Annotated in this window: 16 protein-coding genes; 4 read left to right on the forward strand and 12 right to left on the reverse strand. The window is 73.9% G+C overall.

The window, feature by feature from the left end; genetic code table 11:
* The first annotated feature begins 339 nt into the window (after nt 1-339).
* Entirely contained in the window at nt 340-1263 is a 924-nt protein-coding gene (locus JK361_RS03440; RefSeq protein ID WP_201814093.1) for a lytic polysaccharide monooxygenase auxiliary activity family 9 protein, read from the forward strand.
* A gap of 18 nt (nt 1264-1281) precedes the next feature.
* Here the strand turns inward: JK361_RS03440 and JK361_RS03445 are convergent, their stop codons facing one another.
* Nucleotides 1282-1932 (reverse strand): Tat pathway signal sequence domain protein, encoded by a 651-nt coding sequence (locus JK361_RS03445; protein WP_201814094.1) that lies wholly within the window; start codon nt 1930-1932, stop codon nt 1282-1284.
* Between the two features lie 624 nt (nt 1933-2556).
* Between JK361_RS03445 and JK361_RS03450 the strand changes: the two genes are divergently transcribed.
* Both JK361_RS03450 and JK361_RS03455 read left to right on the forward strand, forming a co-directional pair.
* Nucleotides 2557-3255 (forward strand): DUF6230 family protein, encoded by a 699-nt coding sequence (locus tag JK361_RS03450; protein ID WP_201814253.1) that lies wholly within the window; start codon nt 2557-2559, stop codon nt 3253-3255.
* A gap of 5 nt (nt 3256-3260) precedes the next feature.
* Nucleotides 3261-3713 carry a DUF6114 domain-containing protein gene (locus JK361_RS03455; RefSeq protein WP_307787142.1) on the forward strand — a complete coding sequence of 151 codons (453 nt, stop codon included), beginning with the start codon at nt 3261-3263 and terminating at the stop codon, nt 3711-3713.
* A 96-nt stretch (nt 3714-3809) separates the two neighbouring features.
* Here the strand turns inward: JK361_RS03455 and JK361_RS03460 are convergent, their stop codons facing one another.
* Nucleotides 3810-4163, reverse strand: a complete 354-nt coding sequence (locus JK361_RS03460; RefSeq protein ID WP_201814096.1) for an ArsR/SmtB family transcription factor — start codon at nt 4161-4163, stop codon at nt 3810-3812.
* 171 nt (nt 4164-4334) lie between these two features.
* Here JK361_RS03460 and JK361_RS03465 point away from each other — a divergent pair, with 171 nt between their 5' ends.
* Nucleotides 4335-4790, forward strand: coding sequence for a tellurite resistance TerB family protein (locus JK361_RS03465; protein WP_201814097.1), 456 nt, complete (start codon nt 4335-4337; stop codon nt 4788-4790).
* Between the two features lie 101 nt (nt 4791-4891).
* Here JK361_RS03465 and JK361_RS03470 read toward each other — a convergent pair whose 3' ends face one another.
* From JK361_RS03470 to murC, 10 genes are all read right to left on the reverse strand, one after another.
* Nucleotides 4892-5851 (reverse strand): ABC transporter substrate-binding protein, encoded by a 960-nt coding sequence (locus JK361_RS03470; protein WP_201814098.1) that lies wholly within the window; start codon nt 5849-5851, stop codon nt 4892-4894.
* A gap of 204 nt (nt 5852-6055) precedes the next feature.
* On the reverse strand, nt 6056-6724 hold the full coding sequence (locus JK361_RS03475; protein WP_201814099.1) for an ABC transporter permease: 669 nt from the start codon (nt 6722-6724) through the stop codon (nt 6056-6058).
* On the reverse strand, nt 6721-7374 hold the full coding sequence (locus JK361_RS03480; protein ID WP_201814100.1) for an ABC transporter permease: 654 nt from the start codon (nt 7372-7374) through the stop codon (nt 6721-6723). The genes JK361_RS03475 and JK361_RS03480 overlap by 4 nt, the downstream gene beginning before the upstream one ends.
* Nucleotides 7371-8501 carry an ABC transporter ATP-binding protein gene (locus JK361_RS03485; protein ID WP_201814101.1) on the reverse strand — a complete coding sequence of 377 codons (1131 nt, stop codon included), beginning with the start codon at nt 8499-8501 and terminating at the stop codon, nt 7371-7373. Before JK361_RS03485 ends, JK361_RS03480 begins: the two co-directional genes overlap by 4 nt.
* Nucleotides 8502-8857: 356 nt before the next feature.
* Nucleotides 8858-13360: an FtsK/SpoIIIE domain-containing protein gene (locus tag JK361_RS03490; protein ID WP_201814102.1), complete on the reverse strand. Its 4503-nt coding sequence runs from the start codon at nt 13358-13360 to the stop codon at nt 8858-8860.
* Nucleotides 13361-13376: 16 nt separating this feature from the next.
* Nucleotides 13377-15374, reverse strand: coding sequence for a metallophosphoesterase family protein (locus JK361_RS03495; protein WP_201814103.1), 1998 nt, complete (start codon nt 15372-15374; stop codon nt 13377-13379).
* Nucleotides 15371-20527, reverse strand: coding sequence for an FtsK/SpoIIIE domain-containing protein (locus tag JK361_RS03500; RefSeq protein WP_201814104.1), 5157 nt, complete (start codon nt 20525-20527; stop codon nt 15371-15373). The genes JK361_RS03495 and JK361_RS03500 overlap by 4 nt, the downstream gene beginning before the upstream one ends.
* Nucleotides 20528-20599: 72 nt before the next feature.
* Entirely contained in the window at nt 20600-21253 is a 654-nt protein-coding gene (locus JK361_RS03505; RefSeq protein ID WP_236052338.1) for an SLATT domain-containing protein, read from the reverse strand.
* Nucleotides 21254-21417: 164 nt separating this feature from the next.
* Entirely contained in the window at nt 21418-21825 is a 408-nt protein-coding gene (gene msrB, locus JK361_RS03510) for a peptide-methionine (R)-S-oxide reductase MsrB (protein ID WP_201814106.1), read from the reverse strand.
* 15 nt (nt 21826-21840) lie between these two features.
* Nucleotides 21841-23232, reverse strand: a complete 1392-nt coding sequence (gene murC, locus JK361_RS03515; protein WP_201814107.1) for a UDP-N-acetylmuramate--L-alanine ligase — start codon at nt 23230-23232, stop codon at nt 21841-21843.
* Nucleotides 23233-23324 lie beyond the last annotated feature (92 nt).

Consider the following 23324-nt stretch of genomic DNA (forward strand, 5'->3'; position numbering starts at 1 on the left):
AGGGCGTCACCCGCGCTGATACGACACGTGTCAACAGCACGCGGGGCGTCGGCGGAATTCCGGTGGTTCGCGCAACGAACGAGTTCACATCCGTTTCCCTCTAGCCGCAGGCCGGTTCCCGGCAGCCGCGGCGATCGTCGGCGCCACACCCATGATCGCCACGATACGAGGCTACCGGCGGCTACTCAACGGGGCGTGGAGCGGGCGCAAAACAGCCGAACCGGTCGGTGCTTTCGCGCCCCCCGGGGCCGGGTGCGCCGGGCTCGGCTGAACGGCGGGCGCCCCGGCTCCGTACTGGACCGCAGATCCCTTCCCGCGCCTGCCGAGGAGATGTCCCGGATGACCCGGATGACCGCCCGCCTGAGCGCCCGGCTGGCCGCTGCGGCGGCACCGCTCCTGCTGCTGCCGTGGGCGGCGGGGTCCGCCCAGGCGCACGGAGCGCCCACGGACCCGGTCAGCCGGGTCTACGCCTGCTCGCCCGAGGGCGGCGCCGCGCGGACCGCGGCCTGCCGGGCGGCGATCGCGGCGAACGGCGCTCCGTTCACCGCCTGGGACAACCTGCGCGTGGCGGGGGTGGGGGGCCGTGACCGGCAGGTGATTCCGGACGGCAGGCTGTGCAGCGGGAACCTGCCGGCGTACCGGGGCCTGGACCTGGCCCGGCGGGACTGGCCGGCGACGCGACTGGCACCGGGCGGCCGGCTGACGCTGACCTATGCGTCGACCATCGCGCACACGGGTACGTTCCGGCTGTACCTGACCCGGCAGGGGTACGACCCGTCGAGGCCGCTGACCTGGTCCGACCTGCCGGAGCGGCCCTTCGCCGAGATCACGGACCCGCCGCTGCGCGACGGTGCGTACCACCTGGGCGCCACACTGCCGAAGGACCGGACGGGGCGTCAGATGCTGTACACGGTGTGGCAGAACAGCAGTACGCCGGACACGTACTACTCGTGTTCCGACGTGGTCTTCCCGGAGCACGGGAAAGCCGCCGGCGCGGCGCGCTCCACGCGGCCCACGACGGCGGCACCGGCGGCACCCCGACCGCGGCCCGCGCGGTCGGCCGGCTCGCCGGCGAAGAGCCCGACTCCCGTGCCGGGGCGGGCGGACGGGCGGCCCGAGCGTGCCGCCGGCTCCGGAACCCCCGTGGCCGAGACCACGCACGGCGGCTCGGGCCCGTCGGCGCCGCTGCTGGCGGGCGGCGCCACCGCGGTGCTGTTGCTCACCGGGGGCGCCGCCTTTGTTCTGCGGCTGCGGCGCCGCTGAACCGGACGGTCCGGTACGTCAGTTGACGTAGACGCGGGCGCCCGCGTCGGTGACGGGTGCGTACTTGGCCGTGAAGTAGCCGTTGGCGAAGCACAGCGACGAGCCGGACGTCTTGGTGAAGTGCTGGTTGGTGAAGGTGATGCTGCTGTCGGCGTTGTCGGCCGCGCCGGTCAGACCGGGCGCCTGGTACACACAGGTCACGGTGCCCAGCAGGGTGCGCAGCTGGACCGTGGCCTGGATGGCGGAGCCGCTCGGGGGCGAGACGGTGAGGGTGCCGCTCGAGGTGATCGTCGCCGAGTAGGGCAGGTTGTTGATGGTGATGCCGTTGACCCCGAGGACGCCGGTGACGTTGCTCGTGCAGGTGCTGCTGTCGAAGGTGTGCGCCGTGACGGACTCGGTGGCCGTGCCGGGCGCCGCGGGGTTGCCGGTGACCGTGGCGGTGAACTGGGAGCCCGTGCACTTGACGCCGCTGGTGCCGGTGGCGCTGGAGTAGAAGTTCGCGGAGGTGCCCGGGGCCAGGGGCGCGGTGAGGGTGTCACCGACGGCGACCGCGGTGCCGCCGGTGCTGCCGGTGGTGAGGACCGTGCCGGCCGCGGAGGCCGGGGTGGCCCAGGCCAGGGCGAGCGCGGTGGCTGCGCCGCCGAGGGCGAGGAGGGAGCGCGTACGCATGCGGATGCCTCTCTTCCGAAGTGGGGGGACAGATGAGGTGAGGTGGGGGGTGGCCGGTGGTGCGCGCGATGCCGCCGGCGCGGGGCCGTAACGCCTTCTCCGTACGCCGCGGACCCGCGACGGCGGCACACCGGGCACCGGCCGGAGATCTCGGGGGAAGACCTCCGGCCGGGCCGGGACAAGGGGGCGGCCCGGGCATGGCGGAGAGAAAGAGGAAGCGATCGTGCCGGAGCCGCGCTGAGAGGTGGAGCGGTTGCCGTGGCAGGGCCGGGAACATGGCCGGTGCTGCGCCGCGAACGCGGCTGGTGCCGCCTGCCGGATCCGGCGCCACGGATCCGTGGAAACAGGGGAAGTTGTAGACCTGATGAAGCATCAACGTCAAGGCGGAGCAGGCAAGTTGTGGCGTGCGATCGCCGCCCGCGCACACCCCACACCGTTTTTCCACATCTCCCTTGACCCTTCAAAGTAACCGGCGGTAACTTCCTCGAAGGCTACTGCCGCGTAACGAGAAAGCCCTTGCATCCGCCGGGAGGCGCGAGGAGGCGTGCGCGGCGTCCGCTGTCCGCGCCAGGACACCGCGCCACTGAACCCCGACCGCATTGATCCATGCCCATGGGAGCAGACATGGCCTCGTCCCCGGACGTCCCGTCCGCCGGCAACACCCCCGAGAACCCGGGAAGCGACACCCCGCCCGAAGCCGCGAACGCCGCCGGGAGCACCGCCGGCGGCGAGAGACGAGGGCGGGTCCGGGCCCGCCGGGCCGCGGTGATGGCGGTACCCGCCACCCTGATCGCCGCCGGTCTCGCGGTCCTCACCGCGCAAGGAGCACTGGGTGTGCAGTTCGCCATCTCCGGCATGCCTTTCACGGTCACCGCGACGGAGCTGAACGGCACCGGATTCGAGCAGTTCGGCGCGCTCGACAACATGGCGGAGGGCAGCCCGAACGCCGGGGACACCGGCGGGCAGGTGCTCGTCGTCACCTCCGCCATCAAGAACGCCACCCTCACCAAGCTGTGCCAGAGCGTCGACCTCGGCGGCATCAACCTGCTGATCACCGCGGGCAGCGGCGCGGAGAAGGTCTCCGCGACCGATCTGACCACCGACTCCACCGTGCTGTCGGGTAACGCGGAGTTCAACAACATCGAGATCGGCAACGACGCCAGCACCCTGACCAAGGCGGGCGTGAAGGGTCCGATCGGGGTCTTCAGCCAGCAGGCGGACACCGTGCGCATCGCCAACCTGCGGCAGACCAACTACGCCACGACGGCCGGTGTGTTCAAGCTGCCCGGCCTCAAGCTCCGCTTCAGCGACTCGGGTTGCTGAGCACCGTGCCGGACCGTCCACACCGGGGACCGAGGCTCGCCTTCCGCGGATGGCGGGCCCGCCGGCCGTTCTGGGGCGGGCTGCTGCTCACCCTCGCCGGCGGCGAGATCCTGCTCACCGAGAAGGCCTCACTGAAGGTCGTGCTGCACATCGGCATGCAGGGCCTGGCCGGCTATCTGCTGCCCGGTCTCATGGTGCTGCTGGGTCTGCTGATCCTCTTCAACCCGTCCCAGCGGCTCTTCTACTCCATCACCGGTGTCCTGCTTTCCCTGGGCACCTGGCTCACCTCCAACCTGGGCGGCTTCTTCCTCGGCCTGCTCCTCGGCGTCATCGGCAGTTGCCTCGCCTTCGGCTGGCTCCCGGACCAGGAGCCCCGCGTCAGCCGTCGCGCACGCCGCAAGCGGGCGCGAGCCGCGGCACGCGCCCTGACGCCGGACCGGGCGGAGGGAGCGGCCTGACGGCGCCGGGTCCCGACGGCGGTCGACGGGGGCACACCCGGCTTCCCGCCCGGACCGAGGCGCGGCGAGCCGAGCCGATCGGACAACCCCGCCGGCTCAGCGGGCCGGTGCGGCTTCCGGTTCCTCGAGCGCGGCCAGCCGGCCGACGAGGAGGCGTACGACCTCGACCACGGCGGCCTGTTCGACGGCGTCGACGAAGTACACCTGGCGGCGGCCCTCGCGGCGGGAGCGGACGAGCCCGGCGAGTTTGAGCTTGGTCAGGTGCTGGCTGACGGCGGGCAGCGCACCGCCGACCCGCTCGGCGAGCCCGGTCACGTCACTCTCCCCCTGGGCCAGCGCCCACACGAGGTGCAGCCGGGCCGGCGCGCCGAGCAGCCCGAACGCGGCGGCCGCCGCGGCGAGCACCTCGGCGGAGGGGTCCTGGTGTCCGGTGCCGGGTGTTGTCGCCACTGTCGCCTTCCTCCCGCCGCCCGTCGCTGTGTTCCGGCTGTGTCCGCCGGGTTCCGCGGAATCAGTGTAGATCTCAGGAACTTTCCGCCCGCTCCGCTAGTTTCTACGGTGCTGTAGAAGATGCCGTCCGGCTGCCGAGAGCGCGCCGGACGGCCGATACGAGGAGTGGACATGGCCCTGTGGGACCGCATCAAGGAGTCGGCGTCGCAGATGCAGACCCAGTTGGTGGCGAAGAAGAACGACTTGAAGAGCGGCGCCTTCCGCGATGCGAGCATGGCGATGTGCGCGCTGGTGGCCGCCGCCGACGGAACCGTGGATCCGTCGGAGCGGCAGCGGGTGGCCCAGCTCATCGCCACGAACGAGGTGTTGCAGAACTTCCCCGCGGACGACCTGCGCCGCCGGTTCGAGGAGAACCTGGACAAGCTGACGGCCGACTTCGCCTTCGGCAAGGTGAGCGTGCTCCAGGAGATCGCCAAGGCGAAGAAGAAGCCGGCCGAGGGGCGCGCCGTCATCCAGATCGGCATCGTCATCGGCGGCGCGGACGGCGACTTCGACAAGGACGAGCAGGCCGTGGTCCGTGAGGCGTGCTACGCGCTGGACCTGCCGCCGCACGAGTTCGACCTCTGAGCTTCTCGGGAAGCGGCGGGGCCGAAGCGGGACGCGGGTGTCCCCGGAGGTCCGGGGGCACCCGCGCCGGTATGCCCGTGGTCGGTGCGGGCGGTGGTCCGTCAGCCGAGACCGGCGGACTTCAGCCAGGCCTTGGCGACGTCCATCGGGTCCTTCTTCTCCGCCTGGAGCTGGGTGTCCAGCTCCAGCAGCGTCTCGGTGTCGAGCTTGGCGGAGACCGCGTTGAGCGCGGCGACGCCCTCCTTCGACAGCGTGCCCTTGTGGACGAGCGGCTGGACGTTCTGGAACCCGAAGAGGTTCTTCGGATCCTGGAGGACCACGAACTTCTCCTCGGTGATCTTCGGATCCGTGGTGAAGATGTCCGCGACCTGGACGTCGTCCTTCTCCAGTGCCGCCCGCGTGAGCGGGCCGCCCACGTCCAGCGCCTTGAAGGACTTGAACTCCAGGCCGTAGACGGACTTCAGGCCCACCAGGCCCTGCTGCCGGGTCTGGAACTCCGGCGAGGCGCCGATGACCAGGTCCTTGGCGACGTCCTTGAGGTCGGCGATGGAGGACTTCCCGGTGAGGTGGTACTTCTCCGCGGTCTCCGCGTTGACCGTGACCGAGTCCTTGGCCTGTGCCGACGCCGGGTTCAACAGCGTCAGCTGGGAGTCCAGCTTGGCGTTGACGGCCTTCGTGGTCTCGTCGAGGGTCTTCGGGGCGGCCTTCTGGTCGAGGTGGGCCAGCAGCGCGCCGTTGTACTCGGGCATCACCGAGATGGAGCCGTTCTTGATCAGCCCGTAGGTGGTCTCGCGGCTGCCGATGTTCTGCTTGTACGTGACCTTGATCCCCTTCGCCTTGAGGGCCTCGCCGTAGATGTCGGCGAGCAGGTTGCTCTCGGGGAAGTTGTTGGACCCGACGACCACGCTGTCGCCGCTCGCCTTGCCCCCGGTGAGGGGGTTCTCGTTCGTATCGCCGTCGGAGGAACAGCCCGCCAGCAGAGCCGTCGCCGCCGCGAGGGCGACCACCGCCGCGCCTCGGCTCCTCCGGATGGACCTGCTGATATGGGTCGTGTAAGTCACTCGTCGATCCAATCCAGCCGGTTCTCGGTCAGTCAAGTGCCACGGATCACCAATTGGCCTCGATCCGTGGTCACTTGTGTGCCGCGAGCGGCCCCTTCGTCACGGACGCTCGATGCGCGCCGACCCGGATGACACGTCAACCACCGCATGCCGAGGGCACCTTGATGTCGACGGCCGCGGGGCGCGCGCACCGGGCGGTGGCCGTCAGCCGCTGCGCCGCACCCCCGGTGACACCGTGAGCCGGGACACCGCCCAGAACACGGCCAGGGTCACGAGAGCCAGGGCGGCGACCAGGGTGGCGCCGCCGACGACCTTCTCGTAGTCCTTCTGGTAGAGGCCGTCGATGATGTACCGGCCGATGCCGCCGAGGCTGACGTAGGCGGCGATCGTGGCTGTGGAGACGATCTGGATGGCCGCCGTGCGCAGGCCGCTGTAGATCAGCGGCAGCGCGACCGGAAGCTCCACCTGGAACAGCACGCGCGCCTCGGGCATCCCCATGCCGCGGGCGGCGTCCACCGGGGAGGGGTCGACGGAGCGCACCGCCTCGTAGGTGGTGACCAGGATCGGCGGTACGGCGAGCACCACCAGCGGGATCATCACCGGCAGCATGCCGAGGCCGAGCCAGATGACCATCAGCACCAGCAGACCGAAGCTGGGCAGGGCCCGGCCGGCGGTGGCGATGAGCGCGAGGGTGTTGCCGCCGCGGCCGTAGTGACCGGTGACCAGCCCGACGGGCAACCCGATCGCGGCGGCGATCACAAGGGCCTCCAGCGAGTACCCGACGTGCTCGGCGAAGCGGGTGGGAATGCCGTCGTACCCGTGCCAGTGGGCGCCGTCGCTGAAGAAGGCGCGCGCGAAGTCCAGGACGTTCACCGGCCGGCCCCCTTCCTCGGCATCCAGGGGGTGAGGAGGAGCCGGACGAGCACCAGCACGCCGTCGGCGAGGACGCCCAGCACCCCGATGGTGAGGACCGAGTTCACGGCGAGGGCGGACCGCTCGTAGGTCTGGGCGTCGTACAGCATGTTGCCGAGGGCGCCCTGGTTGCCGATGAGCATGCCGACGCTGACCAGGGAGATGCTCGACACGGTCGCCACCCGGAGGCCCGCGATGATGGCGGGCACGGCGATGGGCAACTGGACCTGGAGATAGCGGCGTACGGGCCCGAAGCCCATGGCCTGCGCGGCGGCCAGGGTCTCCGGCGGCACCGAGCGGACGCCGTCCACGATCGCCGGGACCAGCACCACCAGGCTGTAGAGCGCGAGCGGGACCATGACGGTCGTCTCGCTCTGGCCGAAGTAGTCGATGAGGACGACGAAGAAGGCGAGCGACGGGATGGCGTAGAGCACGGTGGTGACACCGAGGACGGGCGGGTAGATCCAGCGGAACCGCACGCACAGCTGGGCCACGGGCAGCGAGACGATCAGTCCGGCCAGCACCGGCAGCAGGGCCTCGCGCAAGTGCAGCCCGACGAGACCGAGGTAGCTGTGCTGGAGGTCGCTCGGAAGGTCGAAGAAGCCGCTCATCGCCCGGCCTTCGCGTCGGCCCGCTCCGCCACCCGGCTGTGGGCGTCCCGGATCGCCTCGCCGATGACCTGCTGGGAGATCACACCGACCGTGCGGCCCTCGCCGTCCACCGCGACCGCCCATCCGGTCGGCGAGAGCACGGCGCCGTCGAGCGCGGTGCGCAGCGAGTCGGTCGCGGGTACGAACGGCCTGCCGTGGTCCAGGAGTTGCTCCCGGTCGACGGCGCCGGCGGTGAGCTTGTCCGGTTCGCTCCAGCCGAGCGGTCTGCCGTCGGGGTCGGTGACGAGGAGGTAGGGCGCCGCGGCCCGGGAGGCGATCTCTCCGGCGTCCGCGTCGATCGGGACCACCGGCGCGGTCTCCAGCTCCAGCCCGGCTGCCGGGAAGAAGGAGAGGCGGCGGATGCCGCGGTCGGCGCCGAGGAAGTCCTCCACGAAGAGGTCGGCGGGCGCGCTGAGCAGTTCGGCGGGCGGGGCGAACTGGGCGAGCCGGCCGCCGGTGCGCAGCACGGCGACCTTCGTGCCCAGCTTGATCGCCTCGTCGATGTCGTGCGTGACGAAGACGATGGTCTTGCCCAGCTCGTCCTGGATGCGCAGGAGTTCGTCCTGGAGTCCCTTGCGGACCACGGGGTCGACGGCGGAGAACGGTTCGTCCATCAGCAGCACCGGCGGGTCGGCGGCGAGGGCGCGGGCCACGCCGACGCGCTGCTGCTGGCCGCCGGAGAGCTGGTACGGGTACCGCTTGGCGAGTGCGGAGTCGAGCCCGACCCGCTCCATCAGCTCGGCGGCCCGGGCCCGGGCCTTCTGCTTGGTCCAGCCGAGCAGGCGGGGCACGGTGGCGATGTTGTCGAGGATGGTGCGGTGCTGGAAGAGACCGGCGTTCTGGATGACGTAACCCATCGACCGGCGGAGGGTGTTGACCGGCTGCTGCCGGATGTCCCGGCCGTCGAGGAGGATGCTGCCCTCGGTGGGCTCCACCATCCGGTTGATCATCCGCAGGGTCGTCGTCTTGCCGCAGCCGGAGGGCCCGACGAGGACGGTGATCGAGCGGTCGGGTATCTCCAGCGACAGCCGGTCGACCGCGACCGTGCCGTCCGGATACCGCTTCGTGACTGAATCTATCCGTATCAAAACGCCGCGTGCCCTTCGGGTCCGACCGATCCTGGCCTGCTGCGGGAAGAGTCTAGACCGCGCACGTTTTTGCACGTTGGCGGGCAAGGGGCCGCGGGGTCTCCGGACCGCGCGTGCGGTCGGGGCGCGCATGTCGTCGGGGCGTGTGTGGGTGGGGCGCGCGTGTGGTGAGGCGCGCGTGTGGTGAGGCGCGCGTGGGGGTGAGGCGCGCGTGCGATCCCGGCCGCCGCCACTCACCCCGGCCACCGCACCAGCCCCGGCCACCGAGCCCGCCAAGTCGCCGCACCGGCCGTCCCGGTGGCCGTGCGCGGGGTCCTCGGCTCCGTCTCCATCCTCGCGGCCGCCCCTCAGGCCGGTCACTTCGACGGGATCACCACGGAGCGCAGGCTTCCGTCGCCGAGGTGCAGCAGGCCCCGGCGGGGCCGGATGGGGTCGCCGGTCGCGTGCCGGCCGAGCCGGACCCCGACGAGGGCGCCCGACTCCCTGGTCTGCGGGGACAGGAGCAGGCCGCGCCGGGCCTTCCGCGCCTCGGCCTGCCAGCCGGAGAACCCGGGGCACAGCCGTTCCTCGTCGCCGGCCAGGACGAGCGCGAGCCCCCGCTCGTCGCCGTCGCGGATCAGCTGTTCGAGGGTGGGGCCGGCCTCGCAGTGCGCGAGGATCTCCCCGTCGTCCACGAGGACCACGACCGGGTCGTCGGGGAGCGCCGCCCCCAGCGTGCGTTCGAACGCGAAGCGCTCGATGTCGGTGCCCTGGAAGACCGCGAGCACCCCGGACTGCCCCCGCAGCTCCCGCAGCGGTGACGGCCGCGGCGCCGCCACGACGAGGCGCACGCCCTGCCGGATGCAGGAGCGGGCCGCGTTCAGCAGCGCGGTGGAGCGCCCCGACCCCCGGGGGCCCGCGATGACGAACGCCGGGACGCCTTCGGCGAGATCGGGGCCGTACCCGGTCAGCTCGTCCCCGCCGACCCCGGCCAGCGTCCACAGCCGTGCCCGCGAGCGCTCCGGCTCGCCGAGCCGCCAAGCCTCGTCGAAGCCGACGCGGTCGGGCAGGGCGTCGACGCGGAACGGACGCCGCTGCGGGGGGACGGGACCGGCCTGTGCCGCGATCCAGGCGAGCGCCTCGTCCTGTGCCGCGGGCGTCGCCCGGTCGGCCAGCAGCGCGAACTGGACCTCCGTGCCCGCTCCCGCGCGGACCGCCCGGCCCGCGGGCATCGACTCCGGCAGCTCGCCCGGCCGGATGCCGAGCAGCGCCTGGTAGTCGTCGTGGTCCGTGAACCGCAGCGCGTACTTGTCCTCGGTCAGTGAGGCGATCCGGCCGAGGAAGAGCTGACGGTCACCTGCGATGACGAGGTGGATGCCCGCGGTCGCGCCCTCCCGCATGAGCGTGAGCAGCTCGTCCGTGAGCCTGCCGAAGTCGTACTCGCCGAGGGTGGGCCCCCAGCTCTCCCAGCCGTCCAGGAGGACGACCAGGTACGGCAGCCGCTCGGCCGCCGCCGCCCGGCCGCGCTGGTCGGCGACGGACGTGAACTCGCCTGCCGCCAGGAGGCTCTGGCGTCGCCTCAGTTCGCCGGTGAGCCGGGCCAGCAGCCGTGCGGCGCGTTCGGGTTCGCGCCCGGTGACCAGCGCCCCGCAGTGCGGCAGCGCGGCCAGCCCGCGCAGCCCCCCGGGCCCGCAGTCGATGCCGTAGAGGTGCACGTCGGCGCCGGAGTGGACGCGGGCCAGCGACCCGGCGATCGTCCGCAGGGCCTGTGAGCGGCCGGACCGCGGGGCCCCGCCGATCAGCAGGTGCCCGAAGTGCGCGAAATCGATGCCGACCGGGTGGCGGCGCTGCTCCGCCGGAAGGTCCTCCAGGCCGAACGCGACCGGCCGGAGCGCTCCTGGCCGGGCCCCGGTCTCCTCGGCCTCCTCCGCCGTCCGCGGGGCGATCTCGTCCAGCGGCAGGACGTCCGGCAGCGGCGGAAGCCACGGCCGGCGCGGGGCCGGCACGCCCAGGGTCGCGTACGCGTCACGGACGGCGTCGACCAGCGCGTCCAGGTCGGTGCCCGCGTCCGCGCCCGGCACCGGCTGCGGGACGGGGGCCGGCGGCGCCGGACGGCCCAGCTGCTGCCAGGTCACGCGGGTGGCCCGCGGCCGGCCAGCGGCCGGCCCGGCGGCGCCTGGGCGCAGCCCGCCGACCCGGCCGGACTGGAACGGGATGAGCGAGGCGTGGCCGAGCCGGGCGTATCCGCGGCCGGGCGTGGACCGCGGGATCATCGCGGCCTCGGGCGCGTCCACGATGTCGTGGGACTCACCGCCGTCGGTGACCCGCAGGGCCATGCGCAGGTTGGTGTTGGCGCGGATCTCCGCGGAGATGACGCCGCTGGGCCGCTGCGTGGCCAGCACCAGGTGGACGCCGAGGGACCGGCCCCGCTGTGCGACGTTGATCAACCCGGTGATGAAGTCGGGCAGTTCGCGGGCGATCGAGGCGATCTCGTCGACCACGATGACGAGCCGTGGCAGGGGCTCCTCGGCGCCGGGGCCGCGCCGCACCAGTTCCTGGTAGCCCTCGATGTCCTTCGCGCCCACACCGGCGAGCAGGTGTTCGCGGCGGCGCAGTTCGGCGCTGAAGGAGGCGAGCACCCGCTGGACGAGGTACGGGTCGAGGTCGGTCACCAGGCCGACCGTGTGCGGAAGGGAGGCGCAGCTCATGAAGGCGGCGCCGCCGCGGTAGTCGACCAGCACGAACGTGAGGTGCTCGGGAGAGTTGGCGAGGGCGAGGGAGGCGACGATCGTCTGCAGCAGCTCCGACTTGCCGGAGCCGGTCGTGCCCGCGATGAGGGCGTGCGGCCCGTCGCGCCGCAGGTCGATGCCGAAGGGGCCGTCGTAGGTCTCGCCGATGACGGCCAGGGTCGAGGGGCCCCTGGACCAGCGTGCGGCGACGGCCTTGCCGGTGGGCGGTTCGAGAGCGAGCACGTCGAGCAGGCGGGTCTGGACGGGCAGCGTCGAGGACTCGGCCTCGCCCACGGTGTCCCGGAGCGGGGCCAAGGCCCGGGCGAGGCGCGCGCACCAGGCCGCGGAGACGAAGTCGGGCCGGATGTCGCGCGGTCGGCCCTTGTCGGCGCCCAGGACGCGCAGCACCGGCTCCGACGGAGTGCCGCTCCCGGCGGGCCCGTCGACGGCCCCGGCGGGAGGGCGCACGGCGGTCGGCCGGAGCTCCTCGCGCGGCCCGGTGACCACGATCGTCCGGCATTCCTCGGGCAGGAACCGCGGGTCCTCGTCCAGGCACAGCACGCGGATGCCGACCGCCGGCCCTTCCCGCAGCAGGTACGCCATGTCCGGCACGGAGCGCAGCTGCCGGAAGCCGTCGCAGACGACGACGATGTCGGCGGCGTGCCCGGCCACGGCCCCCCCGCTCGGCCCGGCCTTCCTGCGGTGCTCGAGGGTGCGGACCAGTTCGCCGATGCGGGCCCCGACGGTCTCGGCGTCCGTGCCGATGGCGACGAGGGCGTCGGTGCCGCCGAGCGGGCGGGCGTGCGGCAGCCAGCGCAGCCAGTCCCAGGAGTCGTGCGCTCCCTTGAGCGTCAGGACGTGCACCGCCACGTCCAGCGGACTGTGCAGGGCGGCGATCTGGGCCACCGCCCAGCGCGCGAGCGCCCGGGCCGAGTCGCCGGGTCCGGCGAGGCCGAGCACGCCGAGGTCCCGGAGGGACAGGACGACCGGCGCGTCCGTGATCTCGTAGGGGTCGGGGGCCGGTTCCGGGTCCAGGTCGTCGGCCAGGTCCTCGCGCCGGTACGGGCCGTGCTCCCCCAGGGCGGGGCCGGTGCCCACTCGCAGCGCCAGGTGGTCGGGGTCGCCGGGGCGGCGCTCCCAGAGCCCGGCGCGCGGGCCGGTGGCGAGGGAGAGGACGGCCGCCGGGGAGGGGTGCCGGCGGCGCCGGCGGCGCAGGACGGCGCCCAGGTCGGCCTCCAACTGCTCGGCGGCCCTTCTGCGCCGGGCCCGGAGCTGTCTGCCGGCTTCCCGGGCGAGCCATCCGTAGAGCACCCCGGCCAGCGCCACCAGCAGGAGGTACCACTGCTCGAAGAGGATCGTGAAGACGACGGAGAGGGCGATCACGCTCACCGCCGCCACGGAGAACAGGAGCTGCTGGGCCCTGAGGAACCACAGGGGGCGCGGCTTCCTGGGGAGCAGGCCCTTGCCTCGCCGGCTGTCGGACGACACCAGCCGGCCGCGGCGTTCGAAGGCCAGGCCCCTGCCGTCGTCGGCGGGGCGCAGGACGACGTCGGGCGGCTGGTAGGCGACCAGTTCCAGCAGCGTGCCCCCGATGGCGAGCTGCGAGTCCAGGGGCCACGCGGCCTGTACCGTGCCGTCGCGGCCGGTCGTGCCGTCGGTCCGCCGCGCCAGCGGCACCCCGTCAAGGACGGCCGGTGCCCCGGCGTGGGCCCGGACCGTGCGGCTGCCGTCCGGGGCGACGGTGAGGGTCAGGGCCCGCTCGGGCAGTTCGGGGTCGTGGATGCGGACGTGGGCCGCCGCGCCCCGGCCGATGTCCGTGCGGCCGAGCCCGAGCCGGTGCACGGCCCCGGCGTCGGGGCCGCCGGCCACCCGCAGTTCGACGATGCCCGTGACCTCGCGCGGCGTGCAGCCGGCCGGCGAGTGCAGGCTGACGACCGTGCCTTCCCGCAGCGGGGACCGGCCGAGGGGCACGTCCGGGTCCACGGGGAGACCGTCGACGTAGACGGCCGGCGGGTCCGTGTCCCGCCGGCCGCCGAGCTGAGCCTGGAGGGTCCGGGCGACGTCGCCCATCGGTGACTCGGGGGCGGCGTCGAGGACCATGTCGGCCGTGCTCCCCCGGCGGGGGTCGACGACCGTGAGGGTGAGGCGCACGGCGGGCTCCCGCGGGTCAGTGCCGGGCACCGCGGTCGGTGCCCAGCTCGTCGAACGCGCACTCGTCGGCCGCTCCGGGCCGGAAGGCGATGGCGAGGTCCGGTTTCCACTGGCCGTTGCGCCAGCGGACGGTGCGCACGGCCACGGAGTGGTCCTCGCCCTCCCGGGCGACGTAGACCTCGTTGTAGCCGTTCTCCTCGTTGGAGTGGATGCTGGCCAGTGCCGGGGCGCCGGCGATCCGGGTGGTCCAGGGCCGGTCCTGGTCCCGGTCGATGAGCCGTTCCGAGGCCAGGAAGCCCAGGTGGGTGTGGCCGTGCAGCACCAGTGCCGTGTCGGCGTCGGCGAGGGCCAGCTTGGCCTGGCCGGCGTTCACGACACCGGCGTACGGCGCCACTTCCACGGACGGCACCGGGGAGAGCGGGTGGTGGACGACGGCGAGGTTCACGCAGCCGGTCTCCTTCTTGAGCCGCCGCAGCACGCCGTGCGCGACGACGCCGGGGTCGTACCGTTCGAGCCGGCCCATCAGCTCGCTGATGTCGGTGCCGTCCGCCGGCCGGGCGAGTTCGGCGAGGAGCAGGCGCACCCGGTCGCGGTCCTCGTTGCGGACCGGTTCGCCGCCGGACTCGGCGGAGCCGAGGAGCGCGACCCTGAGGCCGGCGTCCGCGTACCGCACGTAGAGGCGGCGGCTGTCGTAGTCCTCCTTGTCCAGCTCGGGGTGCGGGTAGGCGCGGAAGGTGTCGGCGAACCACTCGTGCCGGGCCCCGGGCCGCTCGTCCAGGCAGCGGTCCCAGGAGACGTCGTGGTTGCCGCCCACCAGGAGGACGCGCGGGTCGTCGGCGCGCAGGTCGGGGTGGCCGGCCAGCAGGTCCGCCAGCCGCGCGAGCCAGTCGAGGGCCTCCTGCCCGTACGCGTCCACCGGGCGGTCGACCAGGTCGCCGGAGGCGATCACCAGGTGCGGGGCGCGGCCCTGTTCGGCCAGGTGCCGGACGTGCTCCAGATAGCCGGTCAGCGGGCTGCCGTCGCCGGTGAGCCGGGCGAGGGCGGAGCCCAGCTGGGTGCGGTCCTTCTGGTCGACGTTGGTCCGGTGCCGGCCGCCGACGTGCAGGTCGGAGACGTGGTGGATGCGCAGCACCTCGGGCAGGTGGTGGGCGAGCACGGGGTCCTCGGCCACCGGCGGCAGCACCTTCATCGTCCGCGCGTCCCGGTCGTCGGAGCCGAAGGACAGCCCGGCGCCGCGCCAGCGTTCGCGCCGGAGGGCGGCACGGTGGGCGGCGGACAGGCCGTTGTGGAAGAGCTGGTTGACGTAGAGGTGCGGGAACGCGGCCGCCTCGGCGGCCCGGCGGGAGAGCGCGGCCGGGTCCTCGCGCAGCCCGGGTTCCGCCTCGGCGGTCTGGAGGACGAGTTCCAGCAGGAAGGGGGTGAGCAGCCAGCCGGGCTGTTCGGCGCGCAGCCGGGCGACGACACCGGGCGCCCATTCGGGCGTGCGGGCGGCCATGCGTCCGGCCTCCTCGTCGGTGAGCGGCGGCGCCGTCAGGCGGTCCTTGACGGCGTCGACGCCCAGGTGCGGGACGAGGAGTTCGTACTCGGCGGGCGTGGCGAAGACGACGGGTACGACGTCTTCGTCGCGCAGCCGGGTGAGGCCCGCCGCCAGGGTGGCGGGGGCCTCGGTCCGGCCGCTCGACGGGCCGACGGCCGGTTCGTCGACGAGGACGACCTGGACGTCGCCGAGCTGGGGCCGCTGGGCCTTGCCGCTGGTCAGGCAGGTGAGACCGGTCCTGCGGACGTCGGCCTCGCTGCGCACGTCGACCACTTTGGTGCGCCCCTCGGGGCGGGCCTGCTTCACGGCGCTGGCCAGCCAGCTCTTGCCGGACCGGCGGGGCATGACCACGAGCCAGCACGCGTCGTTGGGTGCGACCCCGTCCACCAGCGGGTGCGCCCAGGCCGGTACCTGCCCGTCGTGGAACCTGATGTCGAGGTCCTGCTCGTACGACCGGCTCGGCCGGTAGGGGCTCATCGGTGCTGCTCCTCATCGTGCAGTTCCTGTTGGGCGTACTGGATCCAGTCGAAGAACGGCGGGTCGGACAGCCACTTGTTCTGCGGCAGCAGGAGTCCGACGTCGCGCAGTTGCATGCTCTGCGCCGGGGTGGGGTTGCGGGGCGGTCCGCCCCCCGCGTCGAGCAGGGCCGCACGGGCGGCGGGGCCGATCTCGCTCCACCGGGAGCGGAAGACGTCGGCCTTCTTCACGAGCAGTTCCCGCTCGATGAGGGACCGGAGGGCGCCGGCGTCGCCCAGCGCCGGGGTGCTGCCGGCGCGTGCGGTGCGGACCAGGGCGTCGCCGATCACCTGGAGGTAGAACGGCCAGGGCCCCACGCTCTTGAGGATGCGGTCGGCGGTGACGGGCGGGATCACCAGGCCCTCGTTCTGTGCGGTGCCGGTGAGGAACTCGCGGGCGTCGGATTCGGCCAGCGGGCCGAGGGTGAAGTGGTTGACGTCGTTGCCGAAGCTCGAACCGGGCACGCGCAGCGCGTGCCGCAGTGTCTCGTTCCAGTCCTTGTAGGTGCCGCAGTAGACGAGCCAGGCGCCGGCCTGGCCGAGGTCGCGCAGCCAGGAGACGGCCGCCGGGTCGTAGCCGGTGAGCCGGCCGACCTCGTCGAGGAGGAGCACCAGCCGGGAGGCGCCGCGGCCCGTGGCGGCCCGGTCCATCAGTGTGTCGGCGGGCCGGGTGGAGCCGGCCAGGACGGGCATGAGCCGTACGGCGAGTTCGTCCTGGGAGCCGGCCCGGTCCCGGTTGGACAGCGTCACCACTTGCTGCACGTTGCCCAGGCCGTCGGAGTGCATGCGCTCCTGGAGTTCCTTGACGATCCACGACTTGCCGGCGCGCCGGGGCCCCAGCAGTGCGGCGGACGTGCCGTCCCGGTAGTTGCGGTCGAGCCAGGCGAACACGTCCTCCCGGCCCACCGGCCGGCCCGCGGGCCCCAGCGAGAACCGGTCCGCGGCCAGCGCGCTGCTTCCGATGCCGAACGGCTTGCGCGCCAGCGAGACGTGCGCGTCGCGCCGGCGGGTCTCCGTGACGGTCTCCTGGATCCGGTCGTGCAGTGCGATCTGCACCTCCGTGCCGGTGGCCGGGTCCAGGCCGCGGCCGGGGCCGATGACGGGCGGCAGCGGCCGTCCGCCCAGGCCGGCCCCCTCGTAGCCCGCGCGGTCGGCCTGGCGGAGCACCAGCAGCGCCGCGTCCGCCACCCCGCTGCGCAACTGGAGCACGCCGCGGCCTCCGGTGACGGCGGCGCAGAGGCCGGCCCGGGTGTCCTGGAGCAGCCCGAGCAGGTCGCGTACGCACGCTTCGTTGCCGGTGCGGCGGGCCCAGAGCGTGAACTCCTCCCAGCCGTCGAGCAGGAGTACGAGGTAGGGCGGGCGTTCGCCGCGGCGTTCCTGCCGGTGCCCGTGCAGGCTTCTGCTGCCGGTCTGGGTGAAGAGTTCCTGGCGGCTGCGGACGGTGGTGACGAGCTTGTCGATGAGCCGCCGCATCCGCTCCGGCTCGTCGCGGGTCACCACGGCTCCGCAGTGCACCAGGTCGGTGAGGGCGCCGAGGGCTCCGGACCCGCAGTCGACGGCGTAGAGGTGGACGTCCTCCACGCTGTACTGCTCGGCGACCGCGACGGCCAGGGTGAGCAGCAGCTGGGTACGCCCGCTGCCGGTGTCCCCGGAGACGAACAGCGGGCCGTCCTGGCCGAGGTCCCAGACGGCCTGTTCGAACCCCTGGGTGTCGGGGGCGTCGCGCAGCCCGAAGACGACCGGTGTCCGGGTTCCTGGCCGGGGCCGGGCGGGCCACAGCGCGTCCGGCCCGGTGGCGGTCTCCTTCAGCCGTACCGACAGCGGCAGCGGGGGCGGCCACGGGACGTGCGGTGCGGGCAGGTCGTCCAGCGCGGCGGCGGCCTGCGCGACGGCGCCGACGAGGGCGGTGACCGGGCCGCCGTGCGCGGCCACGGGGGTCCGGCCGGCGCGCTGCCGCGGGGCGCCCGTCCAGTCCGTCACCCGGAGCCGGACGCCGGCGCGGGGCACGGACGTCTCCGGCTCGGGCCCGTCCAGGCGTGCCCGGCGTACGAGTTCCAGGGTGCCGGAGGCGCGGCGCACGTAGGCGAGCCCGTGGCGTCCGGACTCCAGCCGGGCGGCGGCCGGGGTGCCGATCAGCAGCTCGCTGTCGGCGGGGTCGGGGAGCCGCAGGACGATCCGCAGGGGTGCGTGGGCGAGCAGGTCGGGGGTGACCGCGTCGGACGGGCGGCGGGTCGCGCAGACCAGGTGGACGCCCAGTTTCGCGCCGCGCCGGGTGGCCTCGACCAGCCCGGACACGAACTCGGGTGTCTCCTCGCTGAGTTGGGCGAGATCGGTGACGACGAGCACGAGCCGGGGCAGCGCGGGCAGATCCGCGGCGTCGGACGCCCGGATCACCGTGTACTGCTCGAAGTCGCGGGCCCCGGCCTCCTTCACCAGCTTCTGGCGGCGCCCGAGTTCCGCGGCCAGGGCGGTCAGTCCGCGGGCCGCCGTGTACGGGTCGAGGGCGGTGTGCACGCCCACGGTGTGCGGCAGGCGGGCGGCCGGTGCGAGGGCCTCGCCGCCGTCGTGGTGCACGAACAGCAGGTTCAGTTCGTCGGGGCGGTTGGCCACGGCCAGCGAGGTCAGCCAGCCGCACAGCAGTTCCTCCATGCCGGAGCCGGCCGCCCCGGCCACGAGGGCGTGCGGGCCGTCGTCGCGCAGGTCGAGGACGACGGGCCGGCCGGCCGAACCGCCCAGTACGGCCGCCGGTGAGCGGGGGGTGCCCTGCCAGCGTTCGGCGATCCGCCCGGCGGTCTGGCGGGCGGTCGGCAGGTCGAGGTCGAGCAGGTCCGGCAGCCGGCCGGCCAGGTGGCCGGCGGCCGGGGCCGGGTCGTCGCGCAGCGGGGCGAGCAGCCGGGCGAGGGCGTCGAGCTGGGCCGGCACCAGCTGGTCGGGGATGCACCGCCCTCCCTCGCCCGGGTCGCCGTGCGCGGGATCGATGATGCGGAGTCCGGTGCGGTCCGTCAGGAGCGTGGTTCCGTCCCAGTCGTCGAGCGGCTGGGCCTTCTCGGCGAGGCGGATCACGTACACGTCGACCTCGGGGCCGGAGCGGAGCACCTCCTCGGCCCAGGGCGCCGCGCGCAGCGCCGACGGGTCGTCGAGGACCAGGACCAGTGCGGTGCGGCCCCAGAAGGTGCCGGGTCCCTGCTCGCGGAGGCGTTCGTGGATGATCAGCGCGGCCTCGTCGAGGTGCCGGGCGTGTCCCGCGGGGTCCCGGCTGATCCGGACGGGCCGGGCGCCGCGGGCCATCAGTCCGTCGGGCGGCAGCCAGCGGGCGAAGCTCCAGAAGGCCTTCCCGGTCTCGTCGGTGAGCACCCGTACCGCGACGTCGGAGGGCGGGTGCAGCAGCACCGTCTGGGCCACGAGCCAGCCGGCCAGTCTGCGGGCGACGTCGCGCTCGGCCACGATGTCCACGCTGCCGCCGGCCCACAGGGCGAGGACCCGCGGGCCGCTCGGGCTGCGGCCGACGCGCAGGACGAGCCCGTCGGCGTGGCCGGGGGCGCGTTCCCACAGCCGGGTCGGCGAGCCGAAGATCTCGGCGGGGAGTTCGAAGGCGTCGGGGTAGCGCGGCCTGGGCTCGTCGCGGCGGTCGCGTGGCAGCGAGTCCCGCAGGGTGGCGTAGGCCCGGCGCAGGGCCCCGCCCCGGGGCGGTCCCGGACCGTCCGGTGACTCCGGTGCGGGCCGGCTCTCCACGGTCTCCGCGGCGGCGCGGCGGTCGAACGCCAGCGCGCCGCCCTGGCCGGCGGTCACGTACCGCTTCCGGAACCGTGCGAAGCCCTCCGCGGTGAGCCTGAGGGGGGTGTCTCCGTCGGGGCGCGTCTCGCGGGGCGGTGCGCCGAGGAAGATCCGGCAGCCGTCGTACAGCAGGGTGCGGGCCAGTGACGTGTCCGGCGCCAGTAACTCCCCTTCCGCGGTGAAGAGGTCGGGGACGGCCGGGTGCCGGGCGCGGCGGCCGAGCTGTTCGGCGAGGGCCCGTACGGGGGTGGCGGGGTCGGCTTCGACGACGACGTCCAGCTCCGGCCCGGCGGGGGTCACCACGGTGAACGTCCAGCGGGCGGTGGCGGGCGCCGGGTGCCCCGGTGCCCGTGGGGCCGGGAGCAGGGCCGACCACGACGGCGGCCGGGCCGGCCGGGCCCGTGGGTCCGGCTGGGCCTGCGGGGGTGTGCGGCCGACGGTACGGGCGGGCGGCGCGGACTCCGGTGCGGTGTCCGCGCCGAGCAGGGGGGCGGTGACCCTGCCGTCCGGGGCGACGCGGATCTCGTAGCCCGCGCCGGGCAGGTCGTCGGCAGCCGTGCCCACGAGGACGCGCGGGCCGGTCCTGCCGCCGCGGGCGGCGAGCCGGGCGAGGTCCCGGGCCTCGGCGGGCGACGGCTCGATGCCGACCAGGAGGACCCGGCCGGCCGTCGCGGGACGGGTGCGGCGGGGTGCCCAGCCGGTGAGCACCTCGTCGCCCCGCACACCGGCCGCCGCCCGCTCGGTCACCGACTCGATCAGCTCGGGGATGCCGGGGAGCGTCTTCACCCGGTCCGGGAACGCGGCGGCCACCTCGGGCGGCACCCCGACGCAGCTGATGCGGATCTCGTTCGACCACGGTGCTGTGGCCAGTTCGGCGGCGATCGACGCGAGCAGCGCCTGCCGGTGCTCGCCCGGACCGGTCACGGCGCCCAGTCCGGTGCCGGCGTCGAGGTGGAGCAGCAGCCTCAGGTCGTCGTTGCGGCCCACGGTCACGAGGGGGAGGTGGCCGGGTGACCCGGCCGTCCCGTCGGGGGTGACGTACGACTGCGCGGCCTGCCTGCCGAGGAACCACGGGCCGCCGTCGGGGCCGGCCCGCCAGTGGTGGGGCAGCAGGTCGGGCGGGGCGTCGGCCAGCCGCGCGACGATCTCGTCGCCCCAGAGCCAGACGGCGCCGAGTCGCGGCAGCAGGTACGGGTTGTCGGTGATGGGGCGCAGGGCCGGCGCCAGCAGCCGCGCGCCGGCCGGGTCGACGTGCGCCAGGAGGCCGTCGGCGGGGTCCGCGCCGGGCGGGGGGCCGTACGCGTACCGCGTCCGGGGTGCTGAGCGGCTGGGGAGTGACATGGCGCATCCTCGGGTGCCGGCGGTTTCCGGTGGCGGGTTCCGCCGGAGGGACGGGGCGAGGGGCCGGACGGGTCAGCGTTGTGCCGCCGCGCCGGCTTCCCGCGGCGCGGGCAGCGCCACGGTCTGTTCCTGGAGTTGCTGGAGCCCGGCGCGGAACTCGTGGGTCCAGTCCGAGGTCTCGCTCTCGAGGCGTGCCCGGATCCTGGCGACGAGGCCGCCGACGAGGAGCATCCTGCGCTCGATGACCGCTTGTTCCGGCTCTCCGGTGGCCTCCCGGAGCAGTTCCGCGGTCCAGGCCAGGCGGAACTCGTTCAGCTCGCCGCGCAGTGCCTGGGCGGCGGTGATGTCCCGCATCCAGGCGGTGGACAGCCCGAAGAAGTGGTCGAAGCCCTTGCAGCCCGCGGCGGCGGCCAGGAAGACGTAGCCCCAGCCCTGGATCTGCGTGTCCAGGGCGGCGCCGGCCAGCGGCACGACGGTGCCGGTGGTGGCGAGGAGGATCATCAGGCCGCGGACGTAGCGGGACCCGAGGCGCTTGAGCCGTTTGTCGGCGAGGTACCACTCGATGGCGTCCTCGGCTTCCTGCTCGGCCCAGGCGCGCAGCGCCTCGACCGCCTCCAGCCGCTCGGCCGGCGTGCGTGCGACGAGCACCGGGAAGGCCCGGCCCCGTAAGTCACGCTTGCGCGCCTTGCCGTCGCGCGGCCGGGGCGTGGGTGTGCTCCCCGTCAACTCGCCCTCCTCGGCACCGTATGCGAGGAGACGAGGGTAGCCCAAACGGCCGCACCGGGATGCCCGCCGGGAGCCGGGGCCCTTCGCCCGGATCATGCCGAGATGATCCGGACGGAAGGCCCTGACCGGCGGGGGCCCGGGCGGCGCTGTGGCGGCCGGGCGGCTCAGTCCTGCGCGGAGGCCAGCCGCAGGGAGATCGAGTTGATGCAGTACCGCTGGTCGGTCGGGGTCGGATACCCCTCGCCCGCGAACACGTGTCCGAGGTGGGAGCCGCACCGGGCGCACCGGACCTCGGTGCGGACCATTCCGTGGGAACGGTCCTCGATCAGCTCCACCGCGTCGGTGTCCTTCGGGTCGTAGAAGGACGGCCAGCCGCAGTGCGACTCGAACTTGGTGTCGGAGGTGAACAGTTCGGCACCGCAGGCGCGACAGGAGTAGACGCCCTCGGTCTTGGTGTCCGTGTACTCACCGGTGAAGGCCGGCTCGGTGCCGGCCTGGCGCAGCACGGCGTACTCGGCCGGGGTCAGCTCCGCGCGCCACTGCTCGTCCGGCTTGTCGACGTCGTACGACATCAGCTCTCAGCCCCTCTACTGCGACAGGCGTTCCAGGATCAGCGGGCCCAGGTCGGTCACGTCGCCCGCGCCCATGGTGAGAACGAGATCACCGGGCTTGGCCATTCCCGCGATCACCGCCGGGATCGCGGACTTGTCGTGCACGGCGGTCACGTCGGCGCCCGCCGCGCGCGCGGCCTCGATGATCAGCTCGCTGGTCACGCCGGGGATCGGGTCCTCACGGGCCGGGTAGATGTCGAGGACCACCGAGGCGTCGGCGAGGGTGAGGGCCTGCCCCATCTCCTTGCCCAGTTCCTGGGTGCGCGAGAAGAGGTGGGGCTGGAAGAGGACGAGGATGCGGTCGTCACCGGCGGCGGCGCGCATGGCCTCCAGGTCGGCGGTCATCTCGGTCGGGTGGTGGGCGTAGGAGTCGATCACCTGGACGCCGGCCGCCTCGCCCTTGAGCTGGAGGCGCCGCTTGACGCCGGTGTAGGCGGCCAGCGCGGGGGCCAGCTCGGCGGCCGGGACGCCCAGGGCGGCGCCGGCGGCGAGCGCGGCGACCGCGTTGAGCGCGTAGTGCCGGCCGGGCACGGACACCCCGAAGGTGATCTCCTGTCCGTCCAGCACCACGGTGACCCGGCTCCGCAGCCCCTGCGGTACGACCGACAGGACGCGCACGTCGGCGTCCTCGGCCTCGCCGTAGGTCACCACCCGCACCGCGCCCGCGCGCACGCGCCGGGTCAGTTCACGGGCGCCCTCGTGGTCGGCGGAGACGACCAGGGTGCCGCCCTCGGTGACGCGGTCCACGAACGTCTCGAAGGACTCGTAGATCTCGTCCATGGAGGCGTAGTTGGCGTGGTGGTCCAGTTCGACGTTGAGGACGATGGCGACCTCGGGCGCGTACTTGTGGAAGCTGCGGTCCGATTCGTCGGCCTCCGCGACGAAGATGTCGCCCTCGCCGTGCAGCGCGTTGGAGCCGGGCGCGTCCAGGTCGCCGCCGATGGCGTACGACGGCTTCAGGCCCAGCTCCGTCAGGGAGACCGCCAGCATGGAGGTGGTGGTGGTCTTGCCGTGGGTACCGGCCACGGCGATCGGGCGCAGCCCCTGCATCAGGGAGGCGAGCGCGTCGGACCGGTGCACGACCGGGATGCCCAGTTCGGCGGCGCGGGCCAGCTCCGGGTTGTCCTCGCGGATCGCCGACGACACCACGACACAGCTCGCGTCGTCGGCGAGGTGCCCGGCGGCGTGCCCGATGTGCACGGTCGCGCCCAGCGCCCTGAGCGCCTCGGCGGTCGCCGACTCCTTGGCGTCGCTGCCGGCCACCTCGGCCCCGCGCTGGGCGAGGATCTTGGCGATGCCCGACATCCCGGCGCCGCCGATGCCGATGAAGTGCGGTCGGTCCATGGCGGTAGGAAGGCCGGGTGCCATGCGTTTCTCCCCAGAGACGGTACGAGCCAGAGCGCACCTAGCCTATGCGCTCGCGCACCGGGCCCCTCGCAACAGGGCTGCCCGGACCGGCG

Origin of the sequence: Streptomyces musisoli (genome assembly GCF_016741855.1) — a bacterium.
GTDB lineage: Bacteria > Actinomycetota > Actinomycetes > Streptomycetales > Streptomycetaceae > Streptomyces > Streptomyces musisoli.

Excerpts from the sequence above, each read along its gene's own strand:
- JK361_RS03440 (WP_201814093.1), top strand. The coding sequence starts at position 340 with ATGACCCGGATGACCGCCCGCCTGAGCGCCCGGCTGGCCGCTGCGGCG.
- JK361_RS03445 (WP_201814094.1), bottom strand. The coding sequence starts at position 1,932 with ATGCGTACGCGCTCCCTCCTCGCCCTCGGCGGCGCAGCCACCGCGCTC.
- JK361_RS03450 (WP_201814253.1), top strand. The coding sequence starts at position 2,557 with ATGGCCTCGTCCCCGGACGTCCCGTCCGCCGGCAACACCCCCGAGAAC.
- JK361_RS03465 (WP_201814097.1), top strand. The coding sequence starts at position 4,335 with ATGGCCCTGTGGGACCGCATCAAGGAGTCGGCGTCGCAGATGCAGACC.
- JK361_RS03480 (WP_201814100.1), bottom strand. The coding sequence starts at position 7,374 with ATGAGCGGCTTCTTCGACCTTCCGAGCGACCTCCAGCACAGCTACCTC.
- JK361_RS03495 (WP_201814103.1), bottom strand. The coding sequence starts at position 15,374 with ATGAGCCCCTACCGGCCGAGCCGGTCGTACGAGCAGGACCTCGACATC.
- JK361_RS03500 (WP_201814104.1), bottom strand. The coding sequence starts at position 20,527 with ATGTCACTCCCCAGCCGCTCAGCACCCCGGACGCGGTACGCGTACGGC.
- msrB (WP_201814106.1), bottom strand. The coding sequence starts at position 21,825 with ATGTCGTACGACGTCGACAAGCCGGACGAGCAGTGGCGCGCGGAGCTG.
- murC (WP_201814107.1), bottom strand. The coding sequence starts at position 23,232 with ATGGCACCCGGCCTTCCTACCGCCATGGACCGACCGCACTTCATCGGC.